Source organism: Rossellomorea sp. KS-H15a, assembly GCF_024195245.1.
GTDB lineage: Bacteria > Bacillota > Bacilli > Bacillales > Bacillaceae_B > Rossellomorea > Rossellomorea vietnamensis.
The window spans coordinates 2,430,074-2,451,227 of record NZ_CP096886.1; the positions used below are offsets into that span (position 1 = coordinate 2,430,074).

22 protein-coding genes are annotated in these 21,154 nt (G+C 43.2%); all 22 read left to right on the forward strand.

All coding sequences use genetic code 11. The features are described 5' to 3' along the window. Positions 1-50: 50 nt before the first annotated feature. The gene (gene rimP, locus M1J35_RS12425; RefSeq protein ID WP_034760152.1) at positions 51-521 is read left to right on the forward strand and encodes a ribosome maturation factor RimP; all 471 of its coding nucleotides are present in this window, start codon (positions 51-53) and stop codon (positions 519-521) included. Between the two features lie 35 nt (positions 522-556). Next, entirely contained in the window at positions 557-1,690 is a 1,134-nt protein-coding gene (gene nusA, locus M1J35_RS12430) for a transcription termination factor NusA (protein ID WP_061809955.1), read from the forward strand. A 12-nt stretch (positions 1,691-1,702) separates the two neighbouring features. Continuing rightward, positions 1,703-1,972: an RNase P modulator RnpM gene (gene rnpM / locus M1J35_RS12435; RefSeq protein ID WP_034760146.1), complete on the forward strand. Its 270-nt coding sequence runs from the start codon at positions 1,703-1,705 to the stop codon at positions 1,970-1,972. 10 nt (positions 1,973-1,982) lie between these two features. Further along, entirely contained in the window at positions 1,983-2,285 is a 303-nt protein-coding gene (locus tag M1J35_RS12440) for a YlxQ family RNA-binding protein (protein ID WP_061809956.1), read from the forward strand. Positions 2,286-2,305: 20 nt separating this feature from the next. Then, positions 2,306-4,483 (forward strand): translation initiation factor IF-2, encoded by a 2,178-nt coding sequence (gene infB, locus M1J35_RS12445; RefSeq protein ID WP_224520245.1) that lies wholly within the window; start codon positions 2,306-2,308, stop codon positions 4,481-4,483. Further along, positions 4,480-4,758: a DUF503 domain-containing protein gene (locus tag M1J35_RS12450; RefSeq protein ID WP_061809958.1), complete on the forward strand. Its 279-nt coding sequence runs from the start codon at positions 4,480-4,482 to the stop codon at positions 4,756-4,758. Before infB ends, M1J35_RS12450 begins: the two co-directional genes overlap by 4 nt. A 53-nt stretch (positions 4,759-4,811) precedes the next feature. Beyond that, positions 4,812-5,180, forward strand: coding sequence for a 30S ribosome-binding factor RbfA (gene rbfA / locus M1J35_RS12455; protein ID WP_060669663.1), 369 nt, complete (start codon positions 4,812-4,814; stop codon positions 5,178-5,180). A 100-nt stretch (positions 5,181-5,280) separates the two neighbouring features. Continuing rightward, complete coding sequence (gene truB, locus M1J35_RS12460) at positions 5,281-6,186, forward strand: tRNA pseudouridine(55) synthase TruB (protein ID WP_159361882.1); 906 nt, start codon at positions 5,281-5,283, stop codon at positions 6,184-6,186. A gap of 18 nt (positions 6,187-6,204) precedes the next feature. Continuing rightward, entirely contained in the window at positions 6,205-7,155 is a 951-nt protein-coding gene (gene ribF / locus M1J35_RS12465; protein ID WP_061809960.1) for a bifunctional riboflavin kinase/FAD synthetase, read from the forward strand. A gap of 135 nt (positions 7,156-7,290) precedes the next feature. Further along, entirely contained in the window at positions 7,291-7,560 is a 270-nt protein-coding gene (rpsO, locus tag M1J35_RS12470; protein WP_034760125.1) for a 30S ribosomal protein S15, read from the forward strand. Between the two features lie 347 nt (positions 7,561-7,907). Then, positions 7,908-10,031, forward strand: coding sequence for a polyribonucleotide nucleotidyltransferase (gene pnp / locus M1J35_RS12475; protein ID WP_061809961.1), 2,124 nt, complete (start codon positions 7,908-7,910; stop codon positions 10,029-10,031). A gap of 143 nt (positions 10,032-10,174) precedes the next feature. Then, the gene (locus tag M1J35_RS12480; protein ID WP_061809962.1) at positions 10,175-11,179 is read left to right on the forward strand and encodes a polysaccharide deacetylase family protein; all 1,005 of its coding nucleotides are present in this window, start codon (positions 10,175-10,177) and stop codon (positions 11,177-11,179) included. Positions 11,180-11,207: 28 nt separating this feature from the next. Next, a complete protein-coding gene (locus M1J35_RS12485) occupies positions 11,208-12,449 on the forward strand; it encodes a M16 family metallopeptidase (protein WP_254651342.1) in 1,242 nt (413 codons plus the stop codon). A 119-nt stretch (positions 12,450-12,568) separates the two neighbouring features. Further along, a complete protein-coding gene (locus tag M1J35_RS12490) occupies positions 12,569-12,802 on the forward strand; it encodes a YlmC/YmxH family sporulation protein (RefSeq protein ID WP_034760116.1) in 234 nt (77 codons plus the stop codon). A gap of 169 nt (positions 12,803-12,971) precedes the next feature. Then, positions 12,972-13,874, forward strand: coding sequence for a dipicolinic acid synthetase subunit A (gene dpaA / locus M1J35_RS12495; protein WP_224520242.1), 903 nt, complete (start codon positions 12,972-12,974; stop codon positions 13,872-13,874). Continuing rightward, positions 13,871-14,464 carry a dipicolinate synthase subunit B gene (gene dpaB, locus M1J35_RS12500; RefSeq protein WP_034760111.1) on the forward strand — a complete coding sequence of 198 codons (594 nt, stop codon included), beginning with the start codon at positions 13,871-13,873 and terminating at the stop codon, positions 14,462-14,464. Before dpaA ends, dpaB begins: the two co-directional genes overlap by 4 nt. 262 nt (positions 14,465-14,726) lie before the next feature. Then, positions 14,727-15,713, forward strand: a complete 987-nt coding sequence (gene asd / locus M1J35_RS12505) for an aspartate-semialdehyde dehydrogenase (protein ID WP_229597372.1) — start codon at positions 14,727-14,729, stop codon at positions 15,711-15,713. Positions 15,714-15,801: 88 nt separating this feature from the next. Continuing rightward, complete coding sequence (dapG, locus tag M1J35_RS12510) at positions 15,802-17,040, forward strand: aspartate kinase (RefSeq protein WP_229597360.1); 1,239 nt, start codon at positions 15,802-15,804, stop codon at positions 17,038-17,040. Between the two features lie 49 nt (positions 17,041-17,089). Further along, complete coding sequence (dapA, locus tag M1J35_RS12515) at positions 17,090-17,935, forward strand: 4-hydroxy-tetrahydrodipicolinate synthase (RefSeq protein ID WP_371928758.1); 846 nt, start codon at positions 17,090-17,092, stop codon at positions 17,933-17,935. A 286-nt stretch (positions 17,936-18,221) separates the two neighbouring features. Then, a complete protein-coding gene (locus M1J35_RS12520) occupies positions 18,222-19,889 on the forward strand; it encodes a ribonuclease J (RefSeq protein ID WP_305882344.1) in 1,668 nt (555 codons plus the stop codon). A gap of 144 nt (positions 19,890-20,033) precedes the next feature. Next, positions 20,034-20,768, forward strand: coding sequence for a ClpP family protease (locus tag M1J35_RS12525; RefSeq protein ID WP_098441884.1), 735 nt, complete (start codon positions 20,034-20,036; stop codon positions 20,766-20,768). Next, on the forward strand, positions 20,765-20,971 hold the full coding sequence (locus tag M1J35_RS12530; protein WP_034760106.1) for a YlzJ-like family protein: 207 nt from the start codon (positions 20,765-20,767) through the stop codon (positions 20,969-20,971). Before M1J35_RS12525 ends, M1J35_RS12530 begins: the two co-directional genes overlap by 4 nt. Positions 20,972-21,154 lie beyond the last annotated feature (183 nt).

Consider the following 21,154-nt stretch of genomic DNA (forward strand, 5'->3'; position numbering starts at 1 on the left):
TATCATTTCTAGTCTTGGTGCAAGATTTTCATATAGACCAGGAGGTAAGTATGAGCAAAATAACAACACTAGTAGAAGAAATTGTGACACCAATCTTAGATGACATGTCTTTGGAACTCATCGATATGGAATATGTTAAAGAAGGATCCAACTGGTTTCTTCGGATATTCATCGACAAAGATTCCGGTGTTGACATTGAAGAATGTGGAATAGTAAGTGAAAGACTTAGTGAAAAGTTAGATGAAATTGACCCAATTCCTCATAATTACTTTTTAGAAGTTTCTTCACCGGGTGCTGAACGTCCTTTAAAGAAAGACAAGGACTTCGAGAAAGCCATCGGCAAAAATGTTTATGTGAAGACATATGAGCCATTGAACGGCGAAAAGGCATTCGAGGGAACACTTCTTTCCTATACTTCAGACCAATTATCATTAGAAGTAACCATTAAGACTCGAAAAAAGAAGGTTGAAATTCCAACAGATAAGATAGCCATCGCACGATTGGCTGTTACATTTTCATAGGAACTAACCGCACTATAAAGGGGGATGAAACCACCATGAGCACTCAGTTATTAGATGCTCTAACTGTTTTAGAGAAAGAAAAAGGCATTGCAAGAGATGTCATCATTGAAGCCATTGAAGCGGCACTTGTGTCAGCTTACAAACGAAATTTCAACCAGGCACAAAATGTCCGTGTAGACCTTAACCTCGATACGGGGACGATGAGAGTATTCGCCCGTAAGGAAGTCGTGGATGAAGTGTTCGATTCCCGTCTTGAGATCTCGGTCGAAGACGCCGGGGAAATCAACCCAAGCTACGAAGTGGGAGACGTTGTTGAACTTGAAGTGACTCCTAAGGATTTCGGGCGCATTGCTGCTCAGACGGCAAAGCAGGTTGTGACTCAGCGAGTGAGGGAAGCAGAGAGAGGAATTATCTATTCTGAATTTGTGGACCGTGAAGAAGACATCATGACAGGTATCGTTCAACGTCAGGATAACCGATTCATCTATGTGGCATTAGGGAAGATTGAAGCCCTCCTGCCGGTCAGTGAGCAAATGCCTAACGAAACATACAAACCTCATGACCGGATCAAGGTATTCATCACAAAGGTGGAAAAGACGACCAAAGGCCCTCAAATCTTTGTTTCACGAACACACCCGGGCTTATTGAAGCGACTATTTGAAATCGAGGTTCCTGAAATCTTTGACGGAACGGTAGAAATCAAATCGGTTGCACGCGAAGCCGGGGACCGATCTAAGATTTCGGTTCACGCTGAAAATCCTGAAGTGGATCCTGTAGGTGCATGTGTGGGAACCAAAGGTGCCCGTGTACAGGCGATCGTGAACGAATTAAAAGGTGAAAAGATCGATATCGTCCAGTGGTCGGAAGATCCCGTGACATTCGTAGCCAATGCTCTAAGTCCATCTAAAGTACTGGATGTACAGGTGAATGAAGAAGATAAGGCAACCAGGGTCGTGGTTCCTGACTATCAACTTTCCCTTGCAATCGGCAAACGTGGTCAAAACGCTCGTCTTGCAGCTAAATTGACAAACTGGAAGATTGATATCAAGAGTGAAACAGATGCACGCGAATTAGGATTATATCCTCGTGAAGAGGCCTTTTTGCCTCAGGATGAAGAGGAAGAGTATGACAACGAGCCTTTAAATATTGATTTCGAAAATCAAGATTAAGAGGTGGACATGATGGGTGTAAATAAGAAGATCCCCTTGCGCAAATGTGTGGCAACGGGTGAAATGAAGCCGAAAAAAGAAATGATACGTATTGTCAGATCTAAAGAAGGGGAGGTTTCCATCGATCCTACCGGTAAGAAATCAGGACGTGGAGCCTATCTCTCGAAGGATAAAGACGTCATTTTATTAGCTAAAAAGAAAAATACTTTAGCCAATCAATTACAAGCGAAAATAGATGAATCTCTTTACGATGAATTGATTAGCCTTGTAGAGAAGGAGTAACGTTTAGCGTATGAATCAGAATCGTTGGATGTCACTTTTAGGATTGGCGAATCGGGCACGTAAGATTATTTCAGGTGAAGAGCTTGTTATTAAAGAAGTTCGTAGTGGACGAGCGAAACTTGTCATTCTTTCCAAAGATGCTTCTGCTAATACAAACAAGAAGATCACGGACAAATGTAAATCGTATCATGTCCCGGTATGCTTAGTGGAAAACAGGCATGACTTAGGTCAAGCCATTGGAAAAGAAGCCAGGGTGGTCGTCGCCGTAATGGATGCCGGCTTTGCTAAAAAATTATCCGAACTGCTCGATTGAATCTCAGTGGGGGTGAACATATGAGCAAGATGCGTGTATATGAATATGCAAAGAAATACAACGTTTCAAGTAAAGATGTGATCGAAAAATTAAAGCAACTGAATATTGAGGTATCAAACCATATGGCAACTATAGAAGATGACGCAGTAACAAAATTAGATGCAATGTATAAAGGTGATTCAAAAGGGCAGGGAAATAAAGCCGCGAAAGAATCTAAATCAAGTGCATCCAAGTCAGACGAAGCTCCAAACAAGGAAAAAGTAAAGACAGCACCGAAAAGTCGTGAAGGAAAAAAACACGATCAACAGAACCAATCAAAGGAGAAGAAGGTCTTCAATAATAATAACAACAACAACAAAAACAGAAACAACAAACAAAATAATAAGCAGAACAAAAACTTCAAACAGGCTCCTCAACAGCAAACGCCTGCGAAGAAAAAAGAACTTCCATCAAAGATCACTTTCTCAGAATCATTGACGGTTTCAGAACTTGCCAAAAAGCTTCACAAAGAACCATCTGAAATCATCAAAAAACTGTTCATGCTTGGTGTCATGGCAACCATCAATCAGGAACTGGATAAAGATTCGATTGAATTGATCGCAGGTGAATACGGAGTCGAAGTGGAAGAAGAAATCAAGGTAGACGCTACGGATCTTGAAGTGTATTTCACTGAAGATACAGAAGAGCAAACAGTGGAACGTCCATCTGTCGTAACTATCATGGGTCACGTCGATCATGGTAAAACAACGCTTCTTGACTCAATCCGAAACACGAAAGTGACAGCTGGGGAAGCTGGCGGAATCACCCAGCATATCGGGGCTTATCAAGTAGAAGTGGACGGAAAGAAAATCACATTCCTTGATACTCCTGGGCATGCTGCCTTCACGACTATGCGTGCACGCGGTGCCAAAGTGACGGATATTGCTATCATTGTAGTAGCTGCCGATGACGGTGTCATGCCTCAAACGGTTGAAGCAATCAACCATGCGAAAGCGGCTGAAGTTCCGATCATCATTGCTGTCAATAAAATGGATAAAGAAGCTGCCAACCCGGATCGTGTCATGCAGGAGCTTACAGAATATGAATTGGTTCCTGAAGCATGGGGTGGAGATACAATCTTCGTTCCATTATCCGCATTATCTGGAGAAGGAATCGACAATCTACTTGAAATGATCGTTCTTGTAAGTGAAGTGGAAGAGCTTAAAGCAAATCCGGATCGTCTTGCACAAGGAACAGTCATTGAAGCTCAATTGGATAAAGGCCGTGGATCGGTTGCGACTTTACTCGTTCAAAACGGAACGTTAAAAGTAGGAGATCCAATTGTAGTAGGTAATACATTCGGGCGTGTCCGTGCTATGGTCAATGACCTTGGTCGCCGTGTGAAAGAAGCTGGCCCTTCTGCTCCTGTAGAAATCACGGGATTGAATGATGTTCCCCAAGCAGGGGATCGCTTCGTCGTATTCGAGGATGAGAAAACAGCTCGTTCCGTTGGGGAAGCCCGTGCATCCCAGGCGCTTCAAGCCCAGCGTGGAGAGAAATCTAAGGTCAGTCTTGAGAACCTGTTCGAACAAATGAAACAGGGAGAAATGAAGGATCTTAACCTTGTACTTAAAGCGGATGTTCAAGGATCGGTTGAGGCACTGGCCGCTTCATTAATGAAGATTGAAGTGGAAGGTGTTAATATCCGGATCATCCATACAGGCGTAGGGGCGATTAATGAATCAGATATTACACTGGCGTCCGCTTCAAATGCTATCGTAATAGGATTTAATGTGCGACCTGACGTCAATGCCAAGCGTACTGCCGAAGCAGAGGGTGTAGAAATTCGATTGCACCGCATTATCTATAAGGTAATGGAAGAGATCGAAGCAGCCATGCAAGGGATGCTTGACCCTGAGTTTGAAGAGAAGATCATCGGTCAGGCGGAAGTGCGTCAAACATTTAAAGTGTCTAAAGTCGGTACGATTGCGGGAAGCTATGTAACAGAAGGTAAGATTTCACGCGATAGTGGAGTTCGTCTGATTCGTGACGGAATCGTTATCTTTGAAGGGGAACTCGATGCCCTTAAGCGCTTTAAGGATGATGCAAAAGACGTAGCCAGAGGTTACGAATGTGGAATTACAATCAAGAACTTCAATGATGTGAAGGAAGGCGACGTCATCGAAGCCTTCATCATGGAGGAAATTACACGTAAATGATCACATATGTTGAATGTGAGTGCATGATTTATGACTCCCACTCATTAAAAGATAAGCGGGCCGTCCTTCAAAGGGTCATGTCACGTCTTAAACAAAAATTCAATGTATCGGTTTCTGAAATCGGACATCAGGATGTATGGCAACGTACAAGGATTGCCATCGTCACTGTGGCTTCTTCCAAAGGAGCGAGTGAAAGAGAGATTGAACATGCATTGAAATTCATTGATTCTTTTCCTGAGTGGGAACGACTGGAAACCCAAATCGAGTCACTATAAGGAACGCCTTATATCAACGTATAACCATTAACGACATATAAGAGGTGATATTGATGAGCCATCGTGCGAATCGTGTTAGCGAGCAAATGAAGAAAGAGCTCAGCGATATTATCGGACGAAAAATAAAGGATCCACGTATTGGCTTTGTAACGGTTACAGATGTACAAGTATCCGGGGACTTACAACAGGCAAAAGTGTATATTACCGTTCTGGGTGGGGAAGACCAAAGAGAGAATACTCTTAAAGGTCTTGCAAAGGCAAAAGGTTTCATCCGTTCTGAAGTGGGACAGAGAATTCGCCTGCGTAAAACACCTGAAATTATTTTTGAGTTTGATGAATCGATTGATTATGGTAACCATATTGAATCTTTATTAAGAAAAGTTCAAGATGAACCAGAAGAGTCTAAAGATACAGAAGAGTAATAAGAAAGGGCTGATCCGGACGGAAGTACAATTCCAGAGGATCAGCCCTTTATGTTTTATAGATATGGACCAAATACAATACATACTGGAGGAAATACAGATGAATGGTATCCTGCCCTTATGGAAGCCCAGGGGAATGACGTCCCATGATTGTGTCTTTAAGTTAAGGAAACTCCTCAAAACAAAAAAAGTCGGCCATACCGGTACCCTGGACCCTGAAGTCTCCGGTGTCCTGCCCATTTGCATCGGGCGCGCAACCAAGATAGCGGAGTATATAACAGCATCCGGAAAGACCTATGAAGGAGAAGTCACGATCGGGTATTCCACCACAACTGAAGACGCTTGGGGAGAGAAGGTTGAAGAAAAGAAGGTGGACCGGATCATCAGGAGGAAGGAGGTCGAAGAAATCCTGCAAAGTCTGACTGGGGACATCGTCCAGACCCCTCCTATGTTTTCGGCAGTCAAAGTGAATGGAAAGCGGTTATATGAATATGCGAGACAGGGCATAGAAGTCGAAAGACCTTCAAGGACTGTACATATCCACAAGCTGCAATTACTGGAGGAGTGGAATGAGTTAGACCTTGATCATCCCTCATTCACCTTTGAAGTGGTGTGTGGGAAAGGGACTTATGTGAGGACGCTTGCCGTTGAAATCGGGAATGGACTGGGGTATCCGGCTCATATGTCCGCCCTTACGCGTACACAATCAGCCAGTTTTAGAAAAGAAGATTGTTTCACGTTTGAACAGATACAAGAGTTTGTTCAGAATGAAGATCCACAAAACCTTCTTCTTCCTCTGGAGATGGGGCTTTCTCATTTGCCGAAAATGCTGATTAGTGATACATTAGCAGAGAAAGTGAAGAACGGAGCACGCCTTGAAGAGCCTGAGGACTGGCAGGACGGTTCCGTAGTGATGGAGCATAAAGGCAAGGCCATCGCCATTTATCAGAGGCATCCTGACAAGCCTGGGATCATCAAGCCTGTCAAAGTGCTTTTCAACGACTAGTGAAAAAGGTGAAATACTGTGAAAGTAATAACTGTACATCATCCCCATTCAATTAGTAAGAATGAATTTCCACCCCTGGTACTCGCTCTGGGATACTTCGATGGCGTTCATAAAGGACATCAAAGGGTAATCAGGGCAGCAGTGGAAGAAGCGAAGGAACAGGACGTTTCGAGCGCGGTCATGACATTTGATCCCCATCCTTCCGTTGTACTGGGTCATAAACACAAGCATATCCACTACATAACACCCTTGGAAGATAAGAAAGAAATCATAAAGGAACTTGGTGTGGATTATTTATTCATTGTCCGGTTTACGTCTGAATTTGCAAATCTGACTCCGCAGGACTTCGTCGATCAATATATTATCGGCCTTAACGTAAGGCATGTCGTAGCAGGATATGATTATTCATATGGCAGGATGGGGAAGGGGACGATGGAGACCCTGCCCTTCCATTCCCGCGATATGTTCGCCTCCACGACCGTTACAAAGTTGACAGATGCTGATCTCGATTTGAAAGTGAGTTCTTCCTTGATAAGGGAGAACCTTAAAGAAGGCGACGTATCCAGGGTGAAAAATCTCCTTGGAAGACCGTTCAAAATGAAGGGAACGGTCATTCACGGAGATAAAAGAGGGAGGAAAATCGGATTCCCTACAGCTAATATCGAACTCTCCGATGACTATCTGACCCCTAAGGTGGGGGTTTATGCAGTCAGGATGAAAATTCATGATAAATGGTTCGATGGTGTGTGCAACATCGGGTACAAGCCAACCTTTAAAAATCCCGACGACTATTCTTTGACAATCGAAGTCCATCTTTTCGATTTCCACACTTCCATTTACGGAGAAGAAGTGTTCATTGAATGGTATGATAGAATAAGGGACGAACAAAAATTCTCAGGAATAGAGGAGTTAATCTCCCAAATCCAGAAAGATAAGGACCAGGCGATAGACTACTTTGCGAAAAATTGAGGATTACACTTGATTTTTATTTAAAAGAGTAGTATTCTAAATATCGTATGAAATGAACCTTTGCTTGGCATCACGATTCACCAACGGTTGCTCGGTAACAGGGGATTTGAAAGAAATTACTAGGAGGTGAAAAGGATGGCTATCACTAAAGAGCGTAAAAACGAACTTATCAGTGAATACAAAGTACATGAGAACGATACTGGATCTCCAGAAGTTCAAATTGCTGTCCTAACTGAAGAAATTAACAACTTGAACGATCACTTACGCGTTCACAAGAAAGATCACCACTCTCGTCGCGGTCTTCTTAAAATGGTAGGTCACCGTCGTAATCTATTATCTTACTTACGTAAGAAAGATGTACAACGCTACCGTGAGTTAATTAACAAATTAGGTTTACGTCGATAAACAGACAAAGGAAGCGGGATTATGTCCCGCTTTTTCTTTAGCTTTCATAAGTGGAAATCTTTGTATGATCCTCCACTTCTTTTTATACATTTTCATCATTTAAAGTATTCATTTTTCTCGTTTTTGTCTAAAATACATAATATGTATACAATGTGGAAGGAGACCCACCGTACAACGGGTCAGGCATCCCCCTTGATACAACATCCTGTATTTACATAGTCAGCAGGGATTCAAATCAAACGAATATAACAGCGCATTTGTGCATGATATAGATTAAATTTTTATGTTTATCCGGGTTGGGTACAGGCCGAACCTTTTAGTGATATATAAAGAGAGGGGTACACTTTATGGAACAAACTAAACAAACCTTTTCCATCGATTGGGCCGGAAGAGAATTGACGGTCGAAGTTGGCCAATTTGCCAAACAAGCGAATGGAGCGGTAATGGTACGTTATGGAGATACTGCGGTACTTAGCAGTGCTACAGCATCTAAAGAGCCAAAGCCTTTGGATTTCTTCCCATTAACCGTGAACTATGAAGAGAGATTATATGCAGTGGGTAAAATCCCTGGAGGATTCATTAAACGCGAAGGCCGCCCGAGTGAGAAAGCCATCCTTGCGAGCCGCTTAATAGATCGTCCCATCCGACCATTGTTCGCAGATGGTTTCCGTAATGAAGTTCAAGTAATCAGCATTGTGATGAGTGTAGACCAGAATTGTTCATCCGAAATGGCAGCTATGTTTGGTTCTTCATTAGCGCTGTCGGTTTCAGATATTCCGTTCGAAGGTCCGATTGCAGGAGTCATCGTTGGTCTTGTTGATGGAGAATTCATCATTAACCCTTCTGTCGAGCAATTGGAGAAGAGTGAGATTCATTTATCCGTTGCCGGTACGAAAGATGCCATTAATATGGTAGAAGCAGGAGCGGATGAGGTTCCGGAAGAGACGATGCTTGAAGCGATCATGTTCGGTCATGAAGAAATTAAGCGTCTGGTTGCTTTCCAGGAGGAAATCGTCGCTAAAGTCGGGAAAGAAAAATCTGAAATTCAACTTGTTGAATTAGATCAAGACGTTGAAGCAGAAGTTCGTTCCTTATGTGAAAGTGAATTGATTCCTGCCATTCAGGTTCAAGAAAAGCATGCCCGTGAAGAAGCAATCAAAGCAGTAAAGAATAAAGTGATGGCTGTATATGAAGAAGAGAAGGAAGCGGATGAAGCTACCCTGAAGCAAGTGAAGAAAGTAATGGACAAACTTGTGAAGAATGAAGTTCGTCGTCTCATAACAGAAGACAAAGTGCGTCCGGATGGCCGTAAAGTCGATGAAATCCGTCCACTTTCTTCAGAGGTTGGATTACTTCCTAGAACGCATGGTTCAGGATTGTTCACACGCGGACAAACCCAGGCATTAAGCATTTGTACATTGGGTGCTCTTGGAGATGTACAGGTCCTTGATGGTTTAGGGATCGAAGAATCTAAACGATTCATGCATCATTACAATTTCCCTCAATTCAGTGTAGGGGAAACAGGACCGATCAGAGGACCGGGCCGTCGTGAAATCGGACATGGAGCTCTGGGAGAAAAGGCTCTGGATCCAATTATTCCAAACGAAAAAGACTTCCCTTATACAATCCGACTTGTATCAGAAGTACTCGAATCAAATGGTTCAACTTCTCAGGCAAGCATTTGTGCAAGTACCCTCGCGATGATGGACGCCGGTGTTCCTATTAAAGCACCAGTAGCAGGGATCGCAATGGGTCTGATCAAGTCAGGTGAAAACTATTCCATCCTGACAGATATTCAAGGAATGGAAGACCACCTTGGGGACATGGACTTTAAAGTAGCCGGTACTTCCAAAGGTGTAACCGCTCTTCAAATGGATATCAAAATTGATGGGTTATCCCGTGAAATTCTGGAAGAAGCACTTCAACAAGCGAAAAAGGGAAGAATGCAGATTCTTGATAGCATGTTAGCGACAATCGGTGAAGCAAGAACGAGCCTGTCCCAATACGCTCCGAAAATCCTGACCATGCATATTAATCCTGATAAAATCCGCGACGTCATCGGACCAAGTGGTAAGCAGATCAATAAGATCATCGACGAAACAGGCGTTAAGATTGATATTGAGCAGGACGGAACGATCTTCATCTCATCTACTGATGAAGAGATGAATAAAGTGGCTAAGAAAACGATTGAAGATATCGTAAGAGAAGTGGAAGCTGGACAAATGTATCTTGGGAAAGTGAAACGAATTGAGAAATTCGGTGCATTTGTAGAAATCTTCAGTGGTAAAGATGGACTTGTCCATATCTCTGAACTTGCAGAAGAACGCATCCGCAAGGTGGAAGATGTAGTGGCGATCGGTGACGAGATCCTTGTAAAGGTTCTGGATATCGATAATCAAGGAAGAGTCAATTTATCACGAAAAGCAGTTCTTAAGGAACAGCGCGAAAAGGAAGAACAAAACCAGGGTTAATCTTTAAGATTGGCAGGCTGTCCTGTAGGGAGCAAACTCTCCTCCGGGACAGCTTTTTTTATCTGTTCGATGAGCTTTAATGCCCCATGTTCTACCGTGTTCTTTTCTTACATATGTTTGTAGGAGAAGGAAGGTGGACAGGGATGGAAAAAAAATACTTGATTGGAATTAGTCTAATTGCTATTCTGACTTTAGTAGTTGTGGAGAATCCTCTATCAGATCAGTATGTAAACGGGTTAAAACAAGAGGCGGTAGTAGTGAATGGTGTAAACAGCACAAACGACCTCACCCGTATGATAAAAGAGGAAGCCAAATCAAGAGAGATACCGGCTCAGGATGCTGTGATAGATACCGTATGGAAAGCAACACCTGGATATAATGGATTGAAAGTAGATGTAGAGGCGTCTTTACAAAACATGAAGAAAGGGAAATCGTTTGATGAAGACAAGCTGATCTACAAACAAATCCCTCCTGAAAAGCATTTGCCTGATTTACCTGCCTCTCCCGTCTATCGGGGGAATCCTGATAAGCCCATGGTGTCCTTTATTATCAATGTAGCGTGGGGGAATGAATACATCCCTGATATGCTTGCAACTTTGAAAAAGCATCAGGTATATGCTACGTTCTTTCTAGAGGGGAGATGGGTGAAGAATAACCCTGACTTGGCGAAGATGATTGTGGATGCAGGGCATGAGGTGGGGAATCACTCGTATTCCCATCCTGATATGAAAGTGCTTGAAGCCACCAAGGTAAGAGAAGAATTGAAAAAAACAAATGAAATGATTGAAGTGACCACGGGCGAAAAAGTAAAATGGTTTGCTCCCCCAAGCGGCAGCTACAGGGATGAAGTCGTTCATATTGCAGATGAAATGAATATGAGGACGATCATGTGGAGTGTGGACACGATTGATTGGCAAAAACCACAACCCAATGTGCTGATTGATCGTGTAATGGGTAAGATGCACAAAGGAGCGATTGTGCTCATGCATCCAACTGCTTCAACAGCCAATTCATTGAACACGCTGATCCTTCAAATAAAAGAAAAAAACCTAAGGCTTGGTACGATTTCAAGCTTAGTGAAAGAAGAGAGAATCGTAGAAAAGGCAGATAATTCGCCACAACAAGGAGATAGTAAGAAGAAGCAGTAACTTCGCATCATGAATAGGAGGAACTTTCTTGATTAAGAAATATACATGCCAAAATGGATTGCGAATCGTACTGGAAGAGATTCCACACGTTCGATCCGTAGCGATAGGGGTCTGGATTGGTACCGGCTCACGTAATGAAACCGAACAAAATAATGGGATCTCCCATTTTCTTGAGCATATGTTTTTTAAAGGTACAAAGACCAAGACGGCACGTGAAATAGCTGAGTCCTTTGATAGCATAGGCGGACAGGTTAATGCGTTTACTTCAAAGGAATATACGTGCTATTATGCAAAAGTATTGGACAATCATGCAGATTATGCATTACATACACTGTCAGATATGTTTTTCAATTCCACTTATGTAGAAGAGGAATTGAATAAAGAAAAAAATGTGGTGTATGAGGAAATTAAAATGTATGAAGACACACCTGACGATATTGTACATGATCTACTCAGTAAAGCCATTTATGAAGAGCATCCACTGGGGTATCCAATCCTGGGAACGGAAGATACACTAAACACATTTAATCAGTCTAAACTGAAGGAATACATGCATGATATGTACACACCGGATCAAGTTGTGGTATCCGTTGCCGGAAATGTGGATGAGTCATTCATCAAAGAAGTTGAAAAGTTATTCGGTTCATATGAAGGTGGAAAAGGGCCGGAAGATAGGATCAAACCTGCTTTCCATTGCAATAAGCTTGCCCGTAAGAAAGATACGGAACAGGCACATTTATGCCTAGGGTTCGATGGTCTTGAGATCGGTCACCCCGACATTTACAATTTGATTGTGTTGAATAACGTATTGGGTGGCAGTATGTCTTCCCGACTGTTCCAGGAGGTAAGGGAACAGAGAGGACTTGCCTATTCCGTATTTTCCTATCATTCCGCTTACGAAGACAGCGGGATGGTGACCATTTATGGGGGAACGGGGTCCAATCAATTAGATCAATTATTTGATACCATCGACAGTACATTGCAAGCTCTTAAAGCAGAAGGGATCACCTCTAAAGAACTGCAAAACAGCAAAGAGCAGTTAAAAGGAAACCTTATGCTGAGCTTAGAAAGCACCAATAGCCGTATGAGCAGGAACGGAAAGAATGAATTACTGCTGAAACGACACCGGACCCTTGACGAAATCGTAGAAGAAATCGATGGGGTGACCATGGATAAAGTCAATCGTCTGGCTTTGGACATCTTCACTGATGACTATGCTTCATCGCTCATCAGCCCGGATGGAAACCTGCCTCAAAACATGAAAAAATGAATGTGAAAAGCAGACCTCAGGAGGTCTGCTTTTCTTTATGGAACGGTAAAGTTTTTCTTCTAAAGAAGGTGGACAGTGTATACATTGTACTACACAGCTATTTTTAGGAGGATACGATCATGAGGTTAAGTGAATTGAGCGGGAAGGAAATCGTTGATTATAAAAAGGCGGAGCGGCTTGGCATCCTGGGGCAGACAGATCTTGAATTTAATGATAAGTCAGGCAGCATCAGTGCACTAATCATCCCCACGGGGAAATGGCTGAGGAAGCAGGGGGGAGAAATAAGGGTTCCCTGGCATCAGATCAGGACAATCGGGGCGGATATGATCATTTTGGAAGTCTCGGATGACTAATTCAATACTGCAATAAAACGAAACGGGTCCTGACCCGTTTTTTATTTTGCCTGCTTTCCAAGGGACCATACGTGCTTTTATTCTCACCCATTGGGTGGGTGCAACATACACTGTTGAAGTGAAAAGGGATTTAGAATAGCGATTATGTAAAAAGTAGGTGAAATCAGTGATGCTGACCGGAATGCAGATCGCAGTTCTAGGCGGAGATGCTCGTCAACTTGAGATTATTCGAAAGCTTACGGAGTTGGATGCCAAAATATCACTCGTAGGTTTTGAACAATTAGATCATGCCTTTACAGGAGCAACAAAGGAAAAACTCGATGAAGTGGACTTTTCAGTGATAGATGCCATTATCTTACCTGTACCCGGCACGAATCTACAAGGAGAAATCGATACGATTTTTTCAAATGAGAAAATCACGTTAACGGAAGAAATTGTATCTGAAACGCCAGAGCACTGTACGATCTATTCAGGAATTAGTAATGCGTATTTGGACCAAATCATGTCTTCAACGAACCGCAAACTTGTTCAGTTGTTTGAAAGAGACGACGTTGCCATCTATAACTCCATCCCTACAGTAGAGGGAACGATTATGATGGCTATTCAACATACAGACTTTACGATCCACGGATCCGACATCGTGATATTGGGTCTTGGAAGAGTGGGTATGAGCGTGGCCAGGACCTTTCATCATTTAGGTGGAAGGGTGAAGGTCGGAGTACGCAAAAGCGAGCACTTGGCCAGGGTGACAGAAATGGGGCTAGTGCCATTCCATTTGGATAATTTGGAAAAAGAAGTTGAGAATTGTGATATTTGTATTAATACAATTCCAGTTCACATTGTGAAGGCTGGCGTCATAGCCAAAATGCCTGCCCATACATTAATTATCGATTTGGCTTCAAAGCCTGGTGGTACAGATTTTCGTTATGCAGAAAAGCGCGGGATTAAAGCATTATTAGCCCCTGGGCTCCCAGGGATCGTAGCACCGAAGACGGCAGGACAGATCCTGGCGAATGTTCTTTGTCAATTATTAGAGGAAGATTTTGATTCAGGAAAGGAGAGTTCATCATGAGTGTGAAAGGAAAACGTATAGGGTTTGGTCTCACAGGCTCTCATTGTACGTATGATGCCGTGTTCCCGGAAATTGAGAGATTAGTGAATAATGGAGCGGAAGTCATGCCGATTGTGACATCTACCGTTATGAATACGGAAACAAGATTCGGTAAGGGAGAAGACTGGATCAAACGTATCGAAGACGTAACCGGACATAAAGTGATCGATTCAATCGTCAAAGCAGAACCACTTGGGCCAAAGATTCCACTGGATTGCATGGTTATTGCCCCATTGACGGGTAATTCTATGAGTAAGTTTGCCAATGCAATGACCGATTCCCCTGTGTTAATGGCAGCCAAAGCAACACTGCGTAACCACCGCCCTGTAGTACTCGGAATTTCCACAAATGATGCTCTGGGGTTAAATGGTGTTAATCTGATGAGATTGATTTCAACGAAAGATATTTATTTTATTCCGTTTGGGCAGGATGCACCTGAAAGTAAACCAAAGTCAATGGTTGCCAGGATGACATTGATTCAAGAAACGATCGAAGCGGCCATGGAAGGGCATCAGCTACAACCCGTCGTCATCGAAAGATATTTAGATTAATTCAAGAAGAAGGTCATCCCCACGGGAAATTCAGATGACCTTCTTTTCATGCATGTAAAGATAGACGAACCCGGAATCATCAATAAAAAATCCTATTGTCGAATAATTGTTTATGTTAAAATATTCTTTATTATAGTAATAGACTAAATTAACTTACCTATTGTACTATGAAAATATTGAATGGTTGGAAGGAGAGAAGATTTTGAATACAACGGGATTTCATGTAGCTGTTGTGGGTGCCACCGGTGCCGTCGGACAACAAATGCTTCAAACATTAGAAAAAAGGGATTTTCCAATAAAACAATTGACATTACTATCATCAGCACGTTCTGCAGGTTCCACTGTCATATTTAAAGGCAAAGAATGGACGGTTGAAGAAGCGAAGCCTGAAAGTTTCGAAGGGGTCGATATCGCTTTATTTAGTGCAGGTGGAAGTGTATCAAAACTTCTTGCTCCTGAAGCCGTAAAACGCGGGGCAGTCGTAGTCGACAATACGAGTGCATATCGAATGGATCCGGATGTTCCACTTGTCGTCCCGGAAGTGAACGAAGAGGACATGAAGCTTCACAATGGAATCATTGCCAATCCGAACTGTTCGACGATTCAAATGGTTGCAGCACTCGAGCCGATCCGTAAGCAGTATGGCTTGAAGAAAGTAATCGTATCCACTTATCAAGCCGTTTCAGGTGCCGGTGCTGTTGCCATTGATGAACTTCACGCCCAATCACAGGCCATTTTATCCGGTGAATCATTTGAACCGGGTGTGTTACCTGTAAAAGGCGACAAAAAGCATTATCAGATTGCTTACAATGCCATTCCTCAAATTGATACATTTCAGGACAACGGCTTTACTTACGAAGAAATGAAAATGATCAATGAAACGAAAAAGATCATGCATATGCCTTCTCTGAAGGTATCAGCGACATGTGTCAGATTACCGGTTGTAACAGGTCACTCCGAAAGTGTATATATTGAAATTGAGAAGGATTCTGTTTCGGTGAAGGATATCCATGCACTTCTTCAAGATGCACCCGGGGTAACCCTGGAAGACGTACCTGAAGAACAGATCTATCCAATGCCTGCTCATGCCGTAGGTAAGCCGGATGTATTTGTTGGCCGCGTCCGCAAAGATCTTGATGAAGAAAGAGGGTTCCATATGTGGGTTGTCTCTGACAACTTACTGAAGGGAGCTGCATGGAACTCTGTTCAAATTGCAGAAAGTTTAATGAATCTGGGGCTAATTAAGTAACGGAGAGGGATCATATCAGCAATTAACTCTGCATATTTCCACTAATCGTTTTTCAGATACCTCTTGAATATGACAATGAGGTGTAGTCATGAAAGTGATCGTTCAAAAATTTGGTGGAACTTCTGTACGTGATGAAGCAAGTCGTTTGAAGGCAATCTCCCACACGAAGCAAGCAATCGATAAAGGGTATAAAGTGGTCGTGGTCGTCTCAGCAATGGGAAGAAAAGGGGAACCCTACGCCACAGATTCCCTGTTGTCCTTGATCGGTGGCAGAAACACTTCAATCAGTAAACGGGAACAGGACCTCTTACTATCCTGTGGAGAAATCATTTCGAGTCTGGTTTTTTCCAATATGCTCCTTGAGCATGGAATCAGTTCGACAGCCCTGACTGGTGCCCAGGCAGGGTTCCGGACGAATAACGATTTTAACAACGCAAAAATTATAGAGATGAAATGCAGCCGGTTGGTAAGGGAACTGGAACATCATGATGCCGTCGTAGTGGCAGGCTTTCAGGGAGCGACCAAGGACGGGGATGTGACGACCATCGGAAGAGGGGGGAGCGATACCTCAGCCTCTGCTCTTGGTGTCGCATTAAAAGCGGACTACATCGATATTTTTACAGATGTGGAAGGGGTCATGACTGCGGATCCGCGTATTTCTTCCAAAGCAAGACCGATAACGGTGGTTTCATATAATGAAGTGTGTAATATGGCATATCAGGGAGCGAAGGTCATTCATCCAAGGGCGGTTGAAATTGCCATGAATTCGAATGTGCCGATACGGATTCGTTCAACCTATTCAAATGGAGAAGGAACTCTTGTGACGACACTTGAAAATACGAAGGCGCATAAAGAGTTCAGGAGTCACCCCGTCACAGGGATCGCTCACGTATCCAATCTCACCCAAATTAAAGTATTTGCCAAGGAAGATCAGTACAATCTTCAGGCTGAAGTGTTCAAAGCCATGGCCAAAGAGGGGATCAGCGTTGATTTCATTAACATTTCCCCGAGAGGTGTCGTGTACACGGTGGGTTCTTCGCTAGCGGATGATGCCATCAGGGTTTTAAGAAAGATCGGGCATAACCCGATCATAGAATCGGAGTGTGCCAAGATCTCAGTGGTGGGAGCAGGAATGACGGGGGTACCCGGGGTGACATCTGCCATTGTTTCTTCCCTTTCTAACGAAGGGATCCGCATACTTCAATCAGCAGACAGTCATACGACCATCTGGGTACTGGTGAAGGAAATGGACTTGATCAATGCCATCAATGCCCTTCATGATACATTCCAATTACAAGAAAGAAATGCTACATTCAGAGTGGGATAAACTTACGAGGAGAGTGACTAGATTGAATTTTGGCCGCGTTTCTACGGCGATGGTTACACCATTTGACCGTAAAGGAAATATTGATTTTACGAAAACGACTCAATTAATCCATTATCTGATCGAGAATGGATCGGATTCATTAGTAGTAGCAGGCACTACCGGGGAGTCTCCCACCTTAACGAAAGAAGAAAAGATCGCACTATTCCGTCATGTCGTGAAAGTGGTGAATGGCAGAATTCCGGTCATTGCCGGGACTGGAAGCAACAACACCCATGCTTCGATCGAACTTACTAAGAAGGCGGAGGAAGCAGGCGTGGATGCCGTCATGCTTGTAGCGCCTTATTATAATAAGCCGAGTCAGGAAGGGATGTACCAGCATTTCAAGGTGATTGCAGAATCAACTTCCTTACCTGTCATGCTGTATAATATTCCGGGCAGGTCAAGCGTCAATGTCTCACCTGAAACGATTATTCGTCTCTCAAAGATTGAGAACATCGTTGCTGTGAAAGAAGCAAGCGGGGATCTGGACAGCATGACTGACATCATTTCCCATACAACGGATGATTTTATGTTGTACAGTGGTGATGATGGCCTTACACTGCCGGTATTATCCATTGGCGGGGCTGGAATTGTGTCAGTGGCTTCCCATGTCATCGGAAATGAGATGCAGGAAATGGTTTCATCCTTTTTAGGAGGGAACATCACCCAGGCAGCACAACTGCATCAAAAGCTCCTTCCGATCATGAAAGGCCTGTTCACGAGCCCGAATCCCACTCCGGTCAAAACGGCCCTCCAGATGAAAGGCCTGGATGTTGGCTCTGTGAGATTGCCACTGATCCCACTGACAGAAGTAGAAAGGGCAAAACTCTCTCACTTGCTCGAAGCCTTATCTTAAATTAACTCTTATGCTATATCCTAAAGACTGTGAAGCTATGTCCTTCACGGTCTTTTGTTCTTTGTAATAGGGCTAAATCCATTTGTCCTCTGAAAGAGATAATTCTTCAAAAGAAGAAGGATTTATTCTTACCGTATCGAAATAGTAACGTAGAATAAATGTTTGCAGTCTTTTTCCTAATCCTGAATATGTAGGATAAAATTGGTTGTACTACCAAAATGGTATCAAGTATAATGAATATAACTGATTGAAGATCGGGGAAGGAACAGCATAGGAGGACATAATGGTGAGTAAGATAAAGAATGAAAGCATTAAGGTGATACCACTCGGGGGAGTGGGAGAGATAGGCAAGAACATGTACGTGATTGAAGTCGACCATGAAATATTCGTGATTGATGCAGGACTTATGTTTCCCGAAAATGAAATGCTAGGGATCGATGTCGTCATTCCTGACATTCAATATTTGATTGAAAATAAAGAGCGGGTAAAAGGGATTTTCCTGACTCATGGACATGAAGACAGTATTGGTGCGATTTCATATGTATTAACCAAGATCAAGGCTCCAGTCTATGGAACACGCTTGACGAATGCACTGGTAAAAGCACGTCTGAAGGATGAACATATCAGGGATGATGTGAAGTTCTATACGATTCATTCTGATAGCAATCTTACTTTTGATGGTGTGAATGTGACGTTCTTTAAAACCACACACAGTATTCCTGATTCAGTCGGGGTTTGCATACATACATCTGAAGGGGTCATCGTCCATACTGGCGAATTCAAGTTCGATCAATCGGCAAAGCATCTTTACCGGCCGGATTTAGGAAAGATGGCGCAAATCGGTGAGAAGGGTGTCCTTTGTCTAATGTCTGATAGTAAAGAAGCCGAGAGACCAGGGTTTACAACATCAGAGTCGGTAATCGAACAACATATCACGAACGCCCTGAGGAAAGCATCAGGGAGAGTGATCGTAGCATGCTTCGCTTCGAATTTAATTCGACTTCAGCAGGTATTTGATGCAGCTGAGCAGAATAATCGAAAAGTGGCTGTGGTCGGGAAGAGTTTAAAGAGAGTCTATGATGTGGCCTTGAAGCTCGGATATCTTCATGTCCGGGATGAAATGATCATCGGAATTGACGAAATAGAGGATTATCCTAAAGATGAAGTCCTCATCATAGCTACAGGAACTCAAGGGGAACCGTTTGAAGCGCTTCAACGGATGTCCAAGCGTTCCCATCGTCTAGTAAACATTGAAGAAGGTGATACGGTCCTCATAACCGCCACACCTTCCCCAGGCATGGAAGTGATCGTCGGGAGGACGATCGATATGCTTTATAGAGCCGGGGCAAATGTATTGACCGCGTCGAAAAAAGTTCATGTGTCAGGTCATGGGAGTCAGGAAGACTTAAAGTTCATGTTGAATATCATGAAACCAAAGTACTTCATACCGATCCAGGGTGAATATAAAATGCTCGTCGCTCATACCCAGCTCGCCCACGATACCGGACTGCCTTATAAGCAGATCTTTATCATGGATAAGGGAGACGTGCTTCAATATAAGGATGGTAAGATGAGAATGAGCGGCCGTGTTCAGGCGGGAAATGTATTGATCGATGGGATCGGTGTCGGGGACGTAGGGAATATTGTCCTTCGTGATCGTAAGCTGTTATCGGAAGACGGTGTGTTTACGGTTGTCATCACCATCAACAGAAGGTCCAAGTCTATCGTCTCAGGACCTGAAATCATCTCCAGGGGATTCGTATATGTGAGGGAGTCCGAGGAATTGATCGATGGGGCAGGGGGAATCGTGACGGATGTGGTCCATTCCTATCTGCAAAAAGGTTCTTTTGAATGGACGGCAATCAAGCAGGACATCCGGGATCAATTAAATTATTACCTATTTAACAAAACACGAAGAAGACCGATGATTCTACCGATCATCATGGAAGTATAATGTGTGGGGCTATTTGTTTTGAACAAATAGCCCCATATTTATTTGAACCTAAAGAATAAAGTATGAAAACACTCCCATATTAAAATAATAACAAGAGAATGGGAATGAAAAGGAGATGTTTTCATGGAACAATATCGTGAACATATGCAGGATGAGCCAAATAAAGGTCAGGATGATCAGAAAGACAAACCGTCTGGATTGATGGAAAAGATTCAACAGCTGGGTCAAACCAATGTTCCACAACTTTCTCAAGACTCCAATATTCACTGCCTCACCATTGTAGGCCAGATAGAAGGACATATGCAGCTTCCGCCTCAAAATAAAACAACAAAGTATGAGCATGTCATCCCCCAACTTGTCGCCATTGAACAAAATCCCAAGATCGAGGGGCTGGTTGTAATTCTGAATACGGTCGGGGGAGATGTAGAAGCGGGTCTGGCCATTTCCGAAATGATCGCCTCTTTATCCAAACCTACTGTCTCTGTCGTGCTTGGGGGAGGACATAGCATCGGGGTTCCAATTGCTGTATCTTGCGACTTCTCATTCATTGCAAGTACGGCTACCATGACGATCCACCCCGTTCGACTAACCGGTTTAGTCATCGGTGTGCCCCAAACATTTGAGTATCTGGATAAAATGCAGGATCGGGTAGTCAGCTTTGTTACTAAGCACAGCAATATCACGGAAGAGGATTTTAAAGACCTTATGTTTGCGAAAGGGAACCTCACAAGGGATATAGGTACGAATGTGGTGGGGGATGATGCCGTGGAGTACGGATTGATCGATGGAATTGGCGGCATCGGGTCGGCAATCAGGAAGATCAATGAATTGATCGAGATGAAGAAGCAGGCAGATTCACAAGAGGGTCTGGTTCAATGATTCTCTATACAATGGTTCCCAATGATCTGGTGTTTCCCACCGATGGAAGTGAATTCAGCGGTCAAATGATGATAAACTATCAGGGCGTTCCCCTCCTGGTTCAGCAGGAGGAAAACAAATATCGAATCATCAGGGTTATGAGCAGTGACCCCGCCCACTACTTAAATGATCAAATTTGCCCAGGGGAATATCTAAACAATTAAGTGAGAAAGAGGATTTTCCCGAAATAGTGGTTATGCTATAATATTACTCAGAAGACAGTATATACAAAAAGTTCACGGGAAGGGTTTGACACCTTAGGCACATACATTGCCCCAAAGGGTCAGCCCTTTCTTCATCTTCTAGTACATAAATCTGATAGACTTCAACAGAATTTAGGTGAATGG

Coding starts and splice junctions, on each gene's coding strand:
- pnp (WP_061809961.1), top strand. CDS start 7,908: ATGGAACAAACTAAACAAACCTTTTCCATCGATTGGGCCGGAAGAGAA.
- nusA (WP_061809955.1), top strand. CDS start 557: ATGAGCACTCAGTTATTAGATGCTCTAACTGTTTTAGAGAAAGAAAAA.
- M1J35_RS12490 (WP_034760116.1), top strand. CDS start 12,569: ATGAGGTTAAGTGAATTGAGCGGGAAGGAAATCGTTGATTATAAAAAG.
- M1J35_RS12440 (WP_061809956.1), top strand. CDS start 1,983: ATGAATCAGAATCGTTGGATGTCACTTTTAGGATTGGCGAATCGGGCA.
- M1J35_RS12450 (WP_061809958.1), top strand. CDS start 4,480: ATGATCACATATGTTGAATGTGAGTGCATGATTTATGACTCCCACTCA.
- rimP (WP_034760152.1), top strand. CDS start 51: ATGAGCAAAATAACAACACTAGTAGAAGAAATTGTGACACCAATCTTA.
- dpaA (WP_224520242.1), top strand. CDS start 12,972: ATGCTGACCGGAATGCAGATCGCAGTTCTAGGCGGAGATGCTCGTCAA.
- asd (WP_229597372.1), top strand. CDS start 14,727: ATGCTTCAAACATTAGAAAAAAGGGATTTTCCAATAAAACAATTGACA.
- M1J35_RS12530 (WP_034760106.1), top strand. CDS start 20,765: ATGATTCTCTATACAATGGTTCCCAATGATCTGGTGTTTCCCACCGAT.
- rbfA (WP_060669663.1), top strand. CDS start 4,812: ATGAGCCATCGTGCGAATCGTGTTAGCGAGCAAATGAAGAAAGAGCTC.
- dpaB (WP_034760111.1), top strand. CDS start 13,871: ATGAGTGTGAAAGGAAAACGTATAGGGTTTGGTCTCACAGGCTCTCAT.
- rnpM (WP_034760146.1), top strand. CDS start 1,703: ATGGGTGTAAATAAGAAGATCCCCTTGCGCAAATGTGTGGCAACGGGT.
- dapA (WP_371928758.1), top strand. CDS start 17,090: ATGGTTACACCATTTGACCGTAAAGGAAATATTGATTTTACGAAAACG.
- M1J35_RS12480 (WP_061809962.1), top strand. CDS start 10,175: ATGGAAAAAAAATACTTGATTGGAATTAGTCTAATTGCTATTCTGACT.
- dapG (WP_229597360.1), top strand. CDS start 15,802: ATGAAAGTGATCGTTCAAAAATTTGGTGGAACTTCTGTACGTGATGAA.
- M1J35_RS12525 (WP_098441884.1), top strand. CDS start 20,034: ATGCAGGATGAGCCAAATAAAGGTCAGGATGATCAGAAAGACAAACCG.
- infB (WP_224520245.1), top strand. CDS start 2,306: ATGAGCAAGATGCGTGTATATGAATATGCAAAGAAATACAACGTTTCA.
- rpsO (WP_034760125.1), top strand. CDS start 7,291: ATGGCTATCACTAAAGAGCGTAAAAACGAACTTATCAGTGAATACAAA.
- truB (WP_159361882.1), top strand. CDS start 5,281: ATGAATGGTATCCTGCCCTTATGGAAGCCCAGGGGAATGACGTCCCAT.